General features: G+C 72.2%; 13 protein-coding genes. 4 read left to right on the top strand and 9 right to left on the bottom strand.

All coding sequences use genetic code 11. From position 1 onward, the window contains the following. Positions 1-56 precede the first annotated feature (56 nt). The 6 genes from ACQY0Z_RS08665 to ACQY0Z_RS08640 all read right to left on the bottom strand — a co-directional run bounded on the left by ACQY0Z_RS08665 (position 57) and on the right by ACQY0Z_RS08640 (position 6,605). A complete protein-coding gene (locus ACQY0Z_RS08665) occupies positions 57-1,712 on the bottom strand; it encodes a DoxX family membrane protein (RefSeq protein ID WP_189896288.1) in 1,656 nt (551 codons plus the stop codon). 118 nt (positions 1,713-1,830) lie between these two features. After that, complete coding sequence (gene rlmB, locus ACQY0Z_RS08660) at positions 1,831-2,769, bottom strand: 23S rRNA (guanosine(2251)-2'-O)-methyltransferase RlmB (RefSeq protein ID WP_254587373.1); 939 nt, start codon at positions 2,767-2,769, stop codon at positions 1,831-1,833. A gap of 211 nt (positions 2,770-2,980) precedes the next feature. Continuing rightward, entirely contained in the window at positions 2,981-4,381 is a 1,401-nt protein-coding gene (cysS, locus tag ACQY0Z_RS08655; RefSeq protein ID WP_189896292.1) for a cysteine--tRNA ligase, read from the bottom strand. A gap of 123 nt (positions 4,382-4,504) precedes the next feature. Next, positions 4,505-5,002, bottom strand: coding sequence for a 2-C-methyl-D-erythritol 2,4-cyclodiphosphate synthase (gene ispF, locus ACQY0Z_RS08650; RefSeq protein ID WP_189896294.1), 498 nt, complete (start codon positions 5,000-5,002; stop codon positions 4,505-4,507). Then, complete coding sequence (gene ispD / locus ACQY0Z_RS08645) at positions 4,992-5,768, bottom strand: 2-C-methyl-D-erythritol 4-phosphate cytidylyltransferase (RefSeq protein WP_439812044.1); 777 nt, start codon at positions 5,766-5,768, stop codon at positions 4,992-4,994. The genes ispF and ispD overlap by 11 nt, the downstream gene beginning before the upstream one ends. 354 nt (positions 5,769-6,122) lie before the next feature. Next, positions 6,123-6,605 carry a CarD family transcriptional regulator gene (locus ACQY0Z_RS08640; protein ID WP_003953493.1) on the bottom strand — a complete coding sequence of 161 codons (483 nt, stop codon included), beginning with the start codon at positions 6,603-6,605 and terminating at the stop codon, positions 6,123-6,125. A 655-nt stretch (positions 6,606-7,260) separates the two neighbouring features. Here ACQY0Z_RS08640 and ACQY0Z_RS08635 point away from each other — a divergent pair. After that, positions 7,261-7,974, top strand: a complete 714-nt coding sequence (locus ACQY0Z_RS08635) for a DUF461 domain-containing protein (RefSeq protein WP_439812043.1) — start codon at positions 7,261-7,263, stop codon at positions 7,972-7,974. Positions 7,975-8,058: 84 nt separating this feature from the next. On the opposite strand, the gene ACQY0Z_RS08630 is transcribed toward ACQY0Z_RS08635, so the two are convergent. Then, positions 8,059-8,739 carry a response regulator transcription factor gene (locus tag ACQY0Z_RS08630; RefSeq protein ID WP_026243695.1) on the bottom strand — a complete coding sequence of 227 codons (681 nt, stop codon included), beginning with the start codon at positions 8,737-8,739 and terminating at the stop codon, positions 8,059-8,061. Beyond that, the gene (locus tag ACQY0Z_RS08625; RefSeq protein WP_189896298.1) at positions 8,736-10,022 is read right to left on the bottom strand and encodes a sensor histidine kinase; all 1,287 of its coding nucleotides are present in this window, start codon (positions 10,020-10,022) and stop codon (positions 8,736-8,738) included. The genes ACQY0Z_RS08630 and ACQY0Z_RS08625 overlap by 4 nt, the downstream gene beginning before the upstream one ends. Positions 10,023-10,240: 218 nt before the next feature. Here ACQY0Z_RS08625 and phoU point away from each other — a divergent pair, with 218 nt between their 5' ends. Together phoU and ACQY0Z_RS08615 are read left to right on the top strand one after the other, a co-directional pair. Continuing rightward, positions 10,241-10,942, top strand: a complete 702-nt coding sequence (gene phoU / locus ACQY0Z_RS08620) for a phosphate signaling complex protein PhoU (RefSeq protein ID WP_019523962.1) — start codon at positions 10,241-10,243, stop codon at positions 10,940-10,942. Between the two features lie 143 nt (positions 10,943-11,085). Further along, positions 11,086-11,241: a hypothetical protein gene (locus tag ACQY0Z_RS08615; protein ID WP_006133908.1), complete on the top strand. Its 156-nt coding sequence runs from the start codon at positions 11,086-11,088 to the stop codon at positions 11,239-11,241. Between the two features lie 66 nt (positions 11,242-11,307). Here ACQY0Z_RS08615 and ACQY0Z_RS08610 read toward each other — a convergent pair whose 3' ends face one another. Next, positions 11,308-12,582, bottom strand: a complete 1,275-nt coding sequence (locus ACQY0Z_RS08610; RefSeq protein ID WP_189896300.1) for an MDR family MFS transporter — start codon at positions 12,580-12,582, stop codon at positions 11,308-11,310. Positions 12,583-12,758: 176 nt separating this feature from the next. On the opposite strand from ACQY0Z_RS08610, the gene ACQY0Z_RS08605 reads away from it, so the two are divergent. Continuing rightward, the gene (locus tag ACQY0Z_RS08605; RefSeq protein WP_189896301.1) at positions 12,759-13,520 is read left to right on the top strand and encodes a phosphoglyceromutase; all 762 of its coding nucleotides are present in this window, start codon (positions 12,759-12,761) and stop codon (positions 13,518-13,520) included. The last annotated feature ends 66 nt before the right edge of the window (positions 13,521-13,586 follow it).

The following is a 13,586-nucleotide window of genomic DNA, read 5'->3' as shown; positions in this document are numbered from 1 at the left end:
CGGGGTCCCGTACGCCATCACGTACGGGACCCCGTCGTCGTGTCCACCGGCGTCCGCTACCCCAGCAGGCCGCCCACCAGGCCGGGGCGGTCCGAGGAGCCGCCGTCGTCGCCGCCGGGCGTGCCGCCCCCGCTGCCGCCGGAGCCGTCGCCGCCCGAGGTCGGGCCGGCGGTGGTGCTCGGCGCCTGGCCCTCCGGGGAGGACTGCTGCGGCGCCTGCCCCGTGCTGCCCTGCGTCTGGCTGGGCGCCCCGGTGACAGCACCCGCGCCCTGGGTGGCGCCGGGGGTGCTGCTCGTCCCGGCGGACGGGCTGGTCGATCCCGAAGTGGCGCCCTGCGTGGGCGAGTTGGACGCGGACGGCGTCCCCGTCCCGCCCTTCTCGTTCCGCTCACCGGACTCCTCCGGCAGCGGGGACCCCGGCAGGTTGTTGCGCGGCGCCTCGCCGGGTCCCGGCACGACCACCCGGTCCGCGTCCCGTACGGCCCCGCCGAGCAGCGCGCCCACGAGCATGCTGAACCCGCACACCACGAACGTGACGAGCGCCCCTCGGCGCAGCACGTAGCGCCGCAGGTCCCAGATGTCGGCGCGCGGCCCGAGCCGCCGCCAGGCGCGGCCCGCGAGGCTGCCGTCGACGGAGTAGACGGGCGCGCCCGCGATGATCAGCGGCGACCAGGCGGCGAGGTAGATGATGTCGGGCGTCTCGTAGACGGGGGCGCTCTTCCAGCTGACGCTCACCAGCAGCGCCGCCGAGAGCATGGCCCCGACGCCGGCGGCCACCCGCTGCCAGCAGCCGAGGACGGTGAGGACGCCGACGACGACCTGGGCGAAGGCGATGGCCAGCCCGGTGCCGATCGGGTGGGCGAGCGCGAACTGCCGCAGCGGCTCGGCGACCTCCCACGGGTGCAGGCTGTGCAGCCACTTGACCATGGACCCGCGCGGCCCGCCGTCGAAGTACAGCGGGTCGCACAGCTTGCTCATCCCGGCGTAGACGGAGATCCCGCCGAGGAAGACGCGCAGCGGGAGCAGCACCACGCCCAGGTTCATCCGGCGCCCTGGGTAGTACGCGTGGCGCGCCGGGTCGTCGCCGTGCCGCCGGGCGCGCCGGCCGCCCTCCTGCCGCTCCTCGATCTCGTAGGCGGGCTCGTACGTGTCCTCGTCGAGGGACGCGTGGCCGTCCTCGTCGTACGCGCTGCCGACCGTGCGCATCGGAGGCAGCAGCGGGCCGTCGGCGTGGCCGCGTGGGGCGCCGACGAAGGGGCTCTCCAGCGGCTGGGTGTCGTCGTCGTACCCGCCGTACCCGCCGCCCTGTTGCGGGAGGATGCGGGTGCCGCCGGAGTCGGTGAGGGGCTCGTCTGCGTGGCGCAGGCCGCCGTGCCGCACGGCCTGGAGGAGACGGTGGGCGCCGGTGTCGTCGGGGGCGGACCTGCCGCTCCACACGACGGGACGGCGGCGCGGGGCGGCCGGACCCGCGCCCACGGTGGTGACGACGGGGATCCGCGCGGTGTCCGCGCCGGTAGTCATGTGCCGTGCGATCCGCGGCGACCGGACGCCTCGCGCCGGACCGGCCAGCTGCACGCGGAAGCTGGCGTGGTTGACGATGACCTGGGCCGGATCGCTCGGCACCTTCACCATGCTCAGCGCGGGAGCGTCGTCGAGTCCCGACGAGCGGGCCCCCGTGGGTGTGCGGGGTGGTGTTCTGGTGTCCACACTCATCTAACCGAGTGACAAGGCGTTAGGACACTGCCTTGACCGGCCAGATGTGTCCGGACCGCGTCAAGCCGGTCCGGACCGTCCGGAATCCACCAAGTGGGTGACTGAGTCGCACACCCGTTCAGCTACGGCGGCGGGCCGCCTCGTACAGCACGATGCCCGCCGCCACACCGGCGTTGAGCGACTCGGCGCCGCCCGGCATCGGGATCCGCACCCGCACGTCGCAGGTCTCGCCGACCAGCCGCGACAGCCCCTTGCCCTCGCTGCCGACGACGATCACGACCGGCCCGTCCAGCGCCTCGACGTCGCCCAGCTCGGCCTCCCCGTCGGCGGCGAGACCGACGACGAGGATGCCCGCCTTCTTGTACGCCTCCAGCGCCCGCGTCAGGTTCGTCGCGCGGGCGACGGGCGTGCGCGCGGCGGTGCCCGCGGACGTCTTCCAGGCGCCGGCGGTCATCCCGGCCGCGCGACGCTCCGGCACGAGCACGCCGTGCCCGCCGAACGCGGAGACGGACCGGACGACCGCGCCCAGGTTGCGCGGGTCGGTGACCCCGTCGAGCGCGACGATCAGCGGGTCCTCGCCCTCGTCGTGCGCGGCGGCGACCAGGTCCTCGGGGTGCGCGTACTCGTACGGCGGGACCTGCAGGACCAGGCCCTGGTGGTTGAGGCCGTTGGTCATGCGGTCCAGCTCGGGGCGGGGCGCCTCCATGAGGTTGATGCCGCCGCGGTCGGCCGCGAGCTGCAGCGCCTCACGCACCCGCTCGTCGTTGTCGATGAACTGCTGGACGTACAGCGTGGAGGCGGGCACGCCGCCGCGCAGCGCCTCGACGACCGGGTTGCGGCCGACGACCAGCTCGGAGGCGGACTTGCCGCCGCGCCGCTGGGTGGTGCGGCCCTGGGCGCGCCGGGCCTTCGCCTGGGCCGCGCGCTGCTTGGCGTGCCCCTTGCGCATCTCGGCGGGCGGGGTCGGGCCCTTGCCTTCCAGGCCCCGGCGTCGCTGGCCGCCACTGCCGACCTGCGCGCCCTTCTTGCCGGACATGCGGCGGTTGTTCGCGGCCATGAGGTATCCGTCTCCGTGAAGTCGTGGGGGGTGCGCCACATGGGTGGGCGCTCCCGTGTTCGTGGGTGTGCCTGTGCAGTGTGTCGCCCGGCGGCCCGGACGGCACACTCGATCTTGCGCGCGGCCGGGACCGGTGAGGTCCCGGGCCGGGTTCCGCGGCCGGCCGGCCGTGGTCCGCAGCCGGTCGGCCGTGGGTCCCGGGGGCGGTGTCTCAGCGGGGGCCGAGGCTCCAGCGCGGGCCCTGCGGGCTGTCCTCGATGACCAGCCCGGACTGGTTGAGCTGGTCGCGGATGGCGTCCGCGGTGGCCCAGTCCTTGCGGGCCCGGGCGGCCTCGCGCTGGTCGAGGACCATGCGGACCAGGGTGTCGACGACGCCGTGCAGGTCGTCCCCGCGGCCGTCGTCGCCGGCCCAGTGCGGGTCCAGCGGGTCGAGGCCGAGCACGCCGAGCATGGCGCGGACCTCGGCGAGGCGGGCGACCGCCTCCTCCTTGTCGTCGGCGGCCAGCGCGCTGTTGCCCTGCCGGACGGCGGTGTGCACGACGGCGAGCGCCTGCGGGACGCCCAGGTCGTCGTCCATCGCCTCGGCGAACGCGGGCGGCACCTCGGCGGCGGGCTCGACGACCCCCCCGGCCTTCTCCACCACGCGCTGCACGAAGCCCTCGATCCGCGCGAACGCGGACTCGGCCTCGCGCAGGGCCTCCTCGCTGTACTCGATCATCGACCGGTAGTGCGGGGTGCCCAGGTAGTAGCGGAGCACGATGGGACGCCAGCGCTTGACCATCTCGCTGACCAGCACCGAGTTGCCGAGCGACTTCGACATCTTCTCGCCGCTCATGGTGACCCAGGCGTTGTGCACCCAGTAGCGGGCGAACTCGTCGCCGTAGGCCTTGGCCTGGGCGATCTCGTTCTCGTGGTGCGGGAAGATCAGGTCCAGGCCGCCGCCGTGGATGTCGAAGGCGGTGCCGAGGTACTTGTGCGCCATCGCCGAGCACTCCAGGTGCCAGCCCGGACGCCCGCGTCCCCACGGCGTCTCCCAGCTGGGCTCGCCCGGCTTGGCCGCCTTCCACATCGCGAAGTCGCGCGGGTCCCGCTTGCCGGTCTCGCCGTCGCCGGACGGCTGGAGCAGGTTGTCCAGCTCCTGGTTGGACAGCTGCAGGTAGTCCGGGAACGAGGTCACGGCGAAGTACACGTTGCCGTCGGCCTCGTAGGCGTGCCCGCGCTCGATCAGGCCGCGCATCATCTCGACCATCTCGGTGATGTGGCCGGTGGCGCGCGGCTCGTACGTCGGGGGCAGGCAGCCGAGCGCGCGGTAGCCGTCGCTGAACGCGCGCTCGTTCTCGTACCCGATGGCCCACCAGGGGCGGCCCTGCTCGGCGGACTTGGCGATGATCTTGTCGTCGATGTCCGTGACGTTGCGGATGAACGTGACCTCGAGGCCGCGGTACTCGAACCAGCGGCGCATGATGTCGAAGTTCAGGCCCGAGCGGATGTGGCCGATGTGGGGCGCCGCCTGCACGGTGGCACCACACAGGTAGATCGAGACGCAACCCTGCCGGAGCGGGGTGAAGTCACGGATCTGCCGGGCGCTGGTGTCGTACAGGCGAATAGTCACGACACCAGGGTAGTAGGCGCGGGGGTGTGCAGTGTGCCTCCGGCGGATTCGGGGTTGCATGTCACGTGCGGGCCCGGTGAGGGCTTGTCGCGCAGTTCCCCGTGCCCCTGAAGGTGTGGTTCTTCACCCTGCTTTTACGACCAGGGCCGTCGCCACTGCCATCAGGCCCTCGTCGCGGCCCGGGAAGCCCAGGCCGTCCGTCGTGGCTCCCGAGACCGAGACCGGGGCGCCCGCCGCCTCGGAGAGGATCTTCTGGGCCTCCTCCCGGCGTTTGCCGATCTTGGGGCGGGGGCCCACGACCTGGACGGCGATGTTGCCGATGCGGAAGCCGGCCTCGCGGACGATGCGGGCGGCCTCGGTGAGGAGGGTGACGCCGGAGGCGCCGGACCACTCGGGGCGGCCGGTCCCGAAGTGCTGTCCGAGGTCACCGAGGCCCGCCGCGGAGAAGAGGGCGTTGCAGGCGGCGTGGGCGACGACGTCCGCGTCGGAGTGGCCGGCGAGGCCGGGGCCCTCGCCCTCCCACTTCAGGCCGGCGCACCACAGGTCGCGGCCGTCCTCGAAGGCGTGGATGTCGGTGCCGATGCCGACCTGCGGCAGGGGGTGGTAGGTCTCAGAAGCCATCGTTGAGCCTCCTGCGCGCCAGGACCGCCTCGGCGAGGACCAGGTCGAGGGGGCGGGTGACCTTGAAGGCCTCCTCGTGCCCGGGGACGGTGACGACGGTGAGGCCGAGCCGCTCGACCATGCTCGCGTCGTCGGTGACGTCGTCCGTCACGGTCTCGTGGGCGCGGACCAGGGTGGCCCGGTCGAAGCCCTGCGGGGTCTGGACGGCGCGCAGCCGGGAGCGGTCGGGCGTGGCGACCACGGGCTCGGGACCGCCCGGGGCGGCGGCCGGCTCGACCTGCTTGACGGTGTCGGCGAGCGGCAGCGCGGGGACGACGGCGGGCGCTCCGTCGCGTACGGCCTCGATGACCGCGTCGACGGTGTCCACGGGGACCAGCGGGCGGGCCGCGTCGTGGACCAGGACGATGTCGTAGCCCTCGGGGAGCGCGTCCAGGCCGAGCTTCACGGACTCCTGGCGGCTCTCGCCGCCGGGGACGACGAGGACCTCGGTCCGCTCCGGCAGGGCGTGCGCGTCGAGCAGGGACTTGACCTCGCCGGCGCCGTCGGGCGGCGCCACCACGACGACGAGGGAGACGGCGCGGGAATCGGCCATCGCGCGTACGGCGTGGACGAGCATGGGCGTGCCGCCGAGCGCGCGCAGCGCCTTGGGGGCACCGGGGCCGAGCCGCACACCCCGGCCCGCGGCCGGGATGACGGCCGCCGTCCGGACCGTCGGACGGCCGGGTACGGGGGTCGGCGAGGACGGCGGGAGCGGATCGTCAGACATCGGTTCCTGTCAGGTTTGTGGGCTCGGCCTACGTGGGTATGGCCTGGGCGTGCCCCGCTCCCATGAGCGGGGAAGTGCCGGGCGTTCCGCCTTGACCAGCCCCTTCCGTGACTCTGGTCGAGTCCGACCGCCCGGGCCCGGCACGCCAGGGGTGGGGACGTGAGTGATGACACATTCCCCGTCTCGGCGCAAGTGCAGCCTACGTAGGGTGTCCGGGTACGAACATGCCGCAGCGCCCGGCGACGTCCTGGACGTCATCGGGCACCGCGGCATTTCGATGCGCTGAGTGCTCTGAGTGCTGCTCCGACGGCCGGCGTGACGGCACGCGACGGGCAGAGCCACGACTCGGAGGACTCAGGAGGCGAGAACCTCGTCGAGGAGGGCCTCGGCCTTGTCCTCGTTGGTGTTCTCGGCGAGGGCCAGCTCGCTGACCAGAATCTGACGCGCCTTCGCGAGCATGCGCTTCTCACCTGCGGAGAGACCGCGCTCCCGCTCCCGGCGCCACAGGTCACGCACGACTTCCGCGACCTTGATGACATCGCCCGAGGCGAGCTTCTCGAGATTTGCCTTGTACCGACGGGACCAGTTCGTGGGCTCCTCGGCGTACGGCGCGCGCAGCACCTCGAAGACCCGGTCCAGCCCGTCCTGACCGACCACATCACGCACGCCGACGAACTCCGCATTGTCCGCTGGCACACGTACCGTCAGGTCACCCTGGGCGACCTTCAGCACCAAGTAGGTCTTGTCCACGCCTTTGATCTGGCGAGTTTCGATTGCCTCGATCAGCGCGGCCCCGTGATGGGGATAGACCACGGTGTCGCCAACCTTGAACGTCATGTGACAGGTACCCCTTCCGTGGCTATCCAGGGTAACACGGATACGGCGTCTTCTGAATGGCGTTTTCGCAGGTCAGGGCCATTCTCGGGGCTTGACAACAGCAACAGGAACGTGCTTCGGGCAGCTAGCGGAAGCGGGTATTCGCAGGTCGGAGCGGCTCTCCGGGGCAAGTGAAACGCGCACGTTACACCCTTCCGGAGCCCCACACGAGCGGTCGAACTTCCCCAAATGTCCGGTTCCAGATGCGCGACTTCCGCTACTCCGTTCGGTGAGCCGAGCCGGTTCCGGCCGAATCCGGAATTGATCACACGGTGTGAGGATCGGCGGCCGGTGATCAATTACCGGGGATCCCCCTCATTCCTTCACCGAAATGCGCGCGCGCGTGAATGGAGGGGCGCCCGGGACGGAAGTGGCGAGTGTTTACCCGCGGGTCACTTGTGGTTCGTGCGACGCGAGAGGCGCGGCTCGCGGGAGTCGGTGGTGATCGGGTGACATCCCCGGCGCGGGCACTCCTCACCGGCGTGACCCGGGTAGGCGTGGGGAGGGTCGGGTGCAGCAGCCTGCGGGAGGCTCGGTAACCTGAGGCCGCTGACAGACACTTAGGGCGGCTTTACCCGGTCGCCACACACGCTCGAGTCAAGGAGTTGCCGCCGCCGTGAGCAGCAGCCTTCGACGCGGCGCCCTCGCCGCCGCCGCCCTCGCAATCTCCCTCGCCTCGCTCTCCGCGTGCGCGGCCGGCAACAACGCCCAGACCCTGCAGATCCAGCCGGACAACGCGTCCACGACGGTCGGCGACATCCAGGTGCAGAACGCCACCGTCATCACGCAGCCGGACCTGGAGTCGACCGGCCCCGCCGTCATCTCCGCCACGCTCTTCAACTCCGGCGACAAGGACCAGACCCTGGAGTCGGTCACCGTCCCCGGCACCGGCAAGACCGCCGAGCTGTCCCCCGCCAAGGGCGGCGACCTGGTCGTCCCGGCCGGCGGCAGCCTGATCCTCGGCGGCGAGGGCAACGCCTCCGCCGTGCTGCCCAGCAGCCGCGAGGCCGTCCAGGACGGCAACGCCCAGGAGATCACCTTCACCTTCAGCGAGACCGGCGACGTGAGCCTGCGCGCCATCGTGTTCCCGGCCGAGCACTTCTTCAAGAGCTGGGGCCCGAGCGAGGCCCCCGCCGCAGGCGCCTCCACGTCGCCGTCGGCGGACGCCTCCGGCAAGCCGGCCGACGAGGCCACGGGCGAGGGCGAGCAGTCGGGCGAGGGTGTCGAGTCCGGTGAGGGAACCTCCGGCGACGAGCCCACCAGCACGGGCGCCCCGTCGGGCACCCCCTCGGACGCGGCCTCCGCGAGCCAGGAGACGTCCGGCCACTGACGGCCGTCCGCGCACCGCACGCAACGCCGAAGGGCGGGCCCCCCACCGGGTCCCGCCCTTCGTGCTGTGTCCCTGTCGTGAGGCCTACGGCTCGAACTTGTAGCCGAGCCCCCGCACGGTCACCAGATAGCGGGGCGCGCCCGGGTCGGGCTCGATCTTGGCGCGCAGGCGCTTGACGTGGACGTCGAGGGTCTTGGTGTCCCCCACGTAGTCCGCGCCCCACACCCGGTCGATGAGCTGCATCCGGGTGAGCACCCGGCCCGCGTTGCGCAGCAGCATCTCCAGCAGGTCGAACTCCTTCAGCGGCAGGTCGATCTTGGTGCCGCCGACGGTCACCACGTGCCGGTCGACGTCCATCCGCACCGGGCCCGCCTCCAGGGCCGCCGGGGCGGTCTCCTCGGGCTCGCCGCGCCGGCGCAGCACCGCGCGGATCCGGGCGACCAGCTCACGCGAGGAGAACGGCTTGGTGACGTAGTCGTCGGCGCCTATCTCCAGGCCGACCACCTTGTCGATCTCGCTGTCCTTGGCGGTCACCATGATCACGGGGACGTTGGAGCGGCCGCGCAGCTGGCGGCACACCTCGGTGCCCGGCAGTCCGGGCAGCATCAGGTCGAGGAGGACGAGGTCGGCCCCGTTGCGGTCGAACTCGTCGAGTCCGTCGGGCCCGGTGGTCGCCACGGCGACCTCGAAGCCCTCCTTGCGGAGCATGTACGACAGGGCGTCGGAGAAGGACTCCTCGTCCTCGACGACGAGCACTCGGGTCACGGAAGGACCTCCGGGGAGGGAAGCGTTGCGTACGCGGATGGATCGGACGAGTGGGGGGAGGGGTGGGACGTCCCTCCGGCCTCTGCGTCGAGGCCCTCGGAGTCGTCCCGCTCGGACGGCCGGCGGCCGCGGGCCGGACGGGCCTCGGGCAGCCGCAGGGTGAAGGTGGAGCCCTGGCCCTCGGCGCTCCACACCGTGACCTCCCCGCCGTGCGAGGCGGCCACGTGTTTCACGATCGCGAGGCCCAGCCCCGTGCCGCCGGTGGCACGGGAGCGGGCGGGGTCGACGCGGTAGAAGCGCTCGAAGATGCGCTCCTTGTCCTTGTCGGAGATGCCGATGCCCTGGTCGGTCACGGCGATCTCGATCAGGTCCCCGCCGGGCTGCGCGACCGAACGGACCGCGATGCCCACGCGGGTGCGGGCGGGAGAGTAGTTGACCGCGTTCTCGACGAGGTTGCCGAGCGCGGCGGCGAGCTGGCCGCGGTTGCCCCAGACCCGCAGGTCGGCGGCGCCCGCGGCGGCCATGGTGATCTCCTTGGTGGACGCCTGGTGCCGGCAGCGGTCCATGGCCTCGGCGACCAGTTCGCCGACCGGGACCGGCTCGGCGTCCTCCAGCGGGTCGTCGTTCTGCACGCGGGAGAGGTCGATCAGCTCCTGCACCAGGTTGGTCAGCCGGGTCGCCTCGATCTGCATGCGCCCCGCGAACCGCTCCACGGCCTCGGGGTCGTCGGAGGCGTCCATCACGGCCTCCGACAGCAGGGACAGCGCCCCGACGGGGGTCTTGAGCTCATGGCTGACGTTGGCGACGAAGTCGCGCCGTACGGCCTCGATACGGCGGGCCTCGGTGAGGTCCTCCACCAGCAGCAGCACCAGCCGGGAGCCGAGCGGCGCCACCCGCGCGGACACCGCGAGGGCCTCGCCACGCCCGGTCCCCCGGCGGGGCAGGTCCAGCTCGACCTGCCGTATCTCGCCGTCCCGCCGGGTGTCGCGGGCCATCTTCAGCATCGGCTCCACGGCGAGCTTGCCGCCGCGGACCAGTCCGAGGGCGTACGCGGCCGAGCTGGCCTTGACCACGCCGTCGTTCTCGTCGAGGACCACGGCGGACGAGCGCAGCACGGACAGCACGGTGTCGACGCCGGGCGGGAGCACGGCGTCGGTGTGCAGCGAGGTGCGCGTGGGGCGCCGCTGTTCGCGCTCACTGACGCGGAACGCCAGCATGGCGATGACGCCGGTGAGCAGTCCGGCGATCGCAGCCGCTGCGGCGACCGCCGCGTTCACGTCCATGCGTCCAGGTTAGGCATGGGGCGGGCGCGGCCCACAGCGCTCGGCGGGCGACCTCGGACACTCGTCGCCCAGAGTTCACCCACAGGCCAGGACCGGTTCACGCGAGGTGACGGAACCGGACGCGTGGAGGACGGAACGTGGGAGCGTGGGTGGGAGCCGAGGGCCCCGGAGAGCCCGGACCGGGACAGCCCGGACCAAGACGCACGAGAGGAACTGCGATGCGGGACGCGTACCACGAGGAACTGGATTCGATCGGCGACGGTCTGGTGGAGATGGCCCGGCTGGTCGGATCGGCGATCGGGCGCGCCACGACCGCCATCCTCGACGCCGATCTGAAGCTCGCGGAGAGCGTGATCGAGGCCGACCAGAAGGTAGACGAGCTGCAGCACGACCTGGAGGCGCGGGCCATCGCCCTGCTGGCCCGGCAGCAGCCGGTGGCGACCGACCTGCGGATCGTCGTCACCTCGCTGCGGATGTCCGCCGACCTGGAGCGCTCCGGCGACCTCGCCCAGCACGTGGCGAAGCTGGCCCGGCTGCGCTACCCCGAGCGTGGGGTGCCGCGGGACCTGCACGCCACGATCCTGGAGATGGGCCAGCTCGCCCAGCGCCTGATGGCGAAGGCGGCCGAGGTGATCATCACCAAGGACGTGGACCTGGCGCTCCAGCTGGAGCAGGACGACGACGCGATGGACCTCCTCCACCGCACCCTCTTCCAGCACCTGATGGACGACCGCTGGAAGCACGGCATCGAGACGGCGGTGGACGTCACCCTGCTGGGCCGCTACTACGAGCGGTTCGCGGACCACGCGGTGTCGGTCGCGAAGCGGGTGGTGTACCTGGTGACGGGCGAGCACGCGGACGAGATCCAGGCGGATCTGCAGCCGGAGATCGCGCCGGTGCAGGGGGTGGAGGGCAGCTGAGGCTGCTTGTGGACACGGCGTGCGGGCGGCGGCCGGGGGCGCGGGTGAGCTTCCGCCGCCCCCGATGCGCCGTTGATGCGCCCGGCCGGGTGGGCATGCAATGGGTGGCAGGTGTGCGCAGGCCCCAGTCCGAGGAGGGACCCATGGCCGAATCCCCCGGCACGACGCCCGACCCCACGCAGGAGCGCGAGACCGAGCAACCCGCCGAGGTCAGGAACCTCACCCTGATCGCCGCCTGCGGCTGCGGTTCGGGATGCGGCTGCGGGTGCCAGTCGGGCAGCCCGTGTCAGTGCGGGTGAGATGACGTACGTACGCAGGCCCCGCGCGCCGGTGACGGCGGGCGGGGCCTGTGGTCGTGGGGCGTGTCAGGCGCTTTGCTTGGCGGGCTCGGTGGAGTGCTTGGCGGGTTCGGCGCCGGTGTCCGCGTCGGTGTTCCCCGGCAGCCGCCGCATGAGCAGCCCGTACCCGAGGCCGGCGACCGTGCCGACGACGGCGCAGGTGCCCCAGAGCCAGGCGGCGCCCCAGCGGTCGATGACGAAGCCGGACAGCAGTGGGGCGACGAGGGCGGCGACCGCCCAGGACGAGGTGTAGACGCCCTGGTAGCGCCCGCGCCCGTGCACCGGGGAGAGCCGTACGACCAGGCCGGTCTGGACGGGCGCGTTGACGATCTCGGCGAGGGTCCACACGCAGACGGTGAGGGCGAAGACGCCGACGGACCCGGCGAAGGCGGTGAGGCCGAAGCCGTATCCGGCGAGCAGCGAGGAGACGATCAGCATCCGGCGCGGGTCGCGGTGCTCGATGAGCCGGGTGACAGGCAGCTGGAGGACGACGATCAGGACGCCGTTGACGGCGATGGCCATGCCGAAGTCGGCGGGTGTGAAGCCGGCCTCGCCCATGGCGACCGGGAGTCCCAGGTAGCCCTGCTGGAAGACGAGGGCGATGAGGAAGGACAGCCCGACGACGCCCATGAAGCGGCCGTCGCGCAGCACGGTGCCGAGGGAGACGGAGTCCTCGTCGGTGCCGCCCGGTCCGGCGGGCTTCTGCTCCGGCCGGGACTCGGGGAGCTTGACGAAGACGAGCACGGCGCACAGGAGGGTCATCCCGGCCTCGATGAGGAAGCCGGCGAGGTAGCTGACCTCGGCGATGAAGCCGGCGCCCACGGAGGAGATCGCGAAGCCGAGGTTGATGGCCCAGTAGTTGAGGGAGAAGGCCCGGATACGGTCCTCCGGCCGCACGATGTCCGCCATCATCGCCTGCACGGCGGGCCGGGAGGCGCTGGACGCCATGCCGACGAGGAAGGCGACGGCGGCGATGGCGACGGGGTGGTGGACGAAGCCGAGCAGGGCGACGGAGAGCGCGGTCGCGGTCTGGGCGACGAGCAGGGTGGGGCGCCGCCCGAGCCGGTCGGTCATGACGCCGGCGCCGAGGGAGGAGATGACGCCGCCGAGCCCGTGGAGGGCGACGACGAGACCGGCGTAGGAGGCGGAGTAGCCGCGGTCGAGGGTGAGGTACAGCGCCATGAAGGTGGCGACGAAGGCGCCGAGCCGGTTGACCAGGGTGCTGGTCCACAGCCACCAGAACGCGCGGGGAAGCCCTGAGACGGACTCGCTCAGGGCACGTCTGACTCCGGTGACGGACATGGGTGGCCCCCCTGACGCCCGGGCCCGGCCCGGGACGGCATGTAAGTGTTGGTATCGGCGAGCACAACTTACGAAAGGAGGCCTGTGGGCGGCCACTCGATTAACAGATCCCGTCAAGCGTCCGCCAGGCGGGCAGGGCGCGCGGGCCGTGTGGGGCGTCGATTACGCTCGGGCACATGGCCGACGCACCGTACAAGCTGATCCTCCTCCGCCACGGCGAGAGCGAGTGGAACGAGAAGAACCTGTTCACCGGCTGGGTGGACGTCAACCTCACGGCGAAGGGCGAGAAGGAGGCGACGCGCGGCGGCGAGCTGCTCAAGGAAGCCGGCCTGCTGCCCGACGTGCTCCACACCTCGCTCCAGAAGCGCGCGATCCGCACGGCCCAGCTCGCGCTGGAGGCCGCGGACCGCCTGTGGATCCCGGTCAGCCGCAGCTGGCGCCTGAACGAGCGTCACTACGGCGCCCTCCAGGGCAAGGACAAGGCGCAGACGCTCGCGGAGTTCGGCGAGGAGCAGTTCATGCTGTGGCGCCGCTCCTACGACACCCCGCCGCCGGCGCTGGACCGCGACGCCGAGTACTCGCAGTTCAACGACCCGCGCTACGCGACCCTCCCGCCGGAGCTGCGTCCGCAGACGGAGTGCCTGAAGGACGTCGTCGTCCGCATGCTGCCGTACTGGTTCGACTCGGTCGTCCCGGACCTCCTGTCCGGCCGCACGGTCCTGATCGCCGCCCACGGCAACAGCCTCCGCGCGCTGGTCAAGCACCTGGACGGCATCTCGGACGCCGACATCGCGGGCCTCAACATCCCGACGGGCATCCCGCTGTACTACGAGCTGGACGCCGACTTCAAGCCGGTCACGCCGGGCGGCAAGTACCTCGACCCGGAGGCGGCCGCGGCGGCGATCGAGGCTGTGAAGAACCAGGGCAAGAAGAAGTAAGCCCGCACGAATAAGCCCCCTACCTGCGGGTTCTCCGCCGGGAGGGGGCTTTTCGCTGCCTCTGGG

Source organism: Streptomyces sp. P9-2 (assembly GCF_051903975.1).
In the GTDB taxonomy this organism is placed as follows: Bacteria; Actinomycetota; Actinomycetes; order Streptomycetales; family Streptomycetaceae; genus Streptomyces; species Streptomyces cellulosae.
The sequence above is the reverse complement of the archived record's forward strand: the minus strand, read 5'-3'. Positions and strand labels throughout refer to the sequence as shown.

Coding starts and splice junctions, on each gene's coding strand:
- ACQY0Z_RS08625 (WP_189896298.1), bottom strand. CDS start 10,022: ATGGACGTGAACGCGGCGGTCGCCGCAGCGGCTGCGATCGCCGGACTG.
- ACQY0Z_RS08610 (WP_189896300.1), bottom strand. CDS start 12,582: ATGTCCGTCACCGGAGTCAGACGTGCCCTGAGCGAGTCCGTCTCAGGG.
- phoU (WP_019523962.1), top strand. CDS start 10,241: ATGCGGGACGCGTACCACGAGGAACTGGATTCGATCGGCGACGGTCTG.
- ACQY0Z_RS08665 (WP_189896288.1), bottom strand. CDS start 1,712: ATGAGTGTGGACACCAGAACACCACCCCGCACACCCACGGGGGCCCGC.
- ACQY0Z_RS08615 (WP_006133908.1), top strand. CDS start 11,086: ATGGCCGAATCCCCCGGCACGACGCCCGACCCCACGCAGGAGCGCGAG.
- rlmB (WP_254587373.1), bottom strand. CDS start 2,769: ATGGCCGCGAACAACCGCCGCATGTCCGGCAAGAAGGGCGCGCAGGTC.
- ispF (WP_189896294.1), bottom strand. CDS start 5,002: ATGGCTTCTGAGACCTACCACCCCCTGCCGCAGGTCGGCATCGGCACC.
- ispD (WP_439812044.1), bottom strand. CDS start 5,768: ATGTCTGACGATCCGCTCCCGCCGTCCTCGCCGACCCCCGTACCCGGC.
- ACQY0Z_RS08640 (WP_003953493.1), bottom strand. CDS start 6,605: ATGACGTTCAAGGTTGGCGACACCGTGGTCTATCCCCATCACGGGGCC.
- ACQY0Z_RS08605 (WP_189896301.1), top strand. CDS start 12,759: ATGGCCGACGCACCGTACAAGCTGATCCTCCTCCGCCACGGCGAGAGC.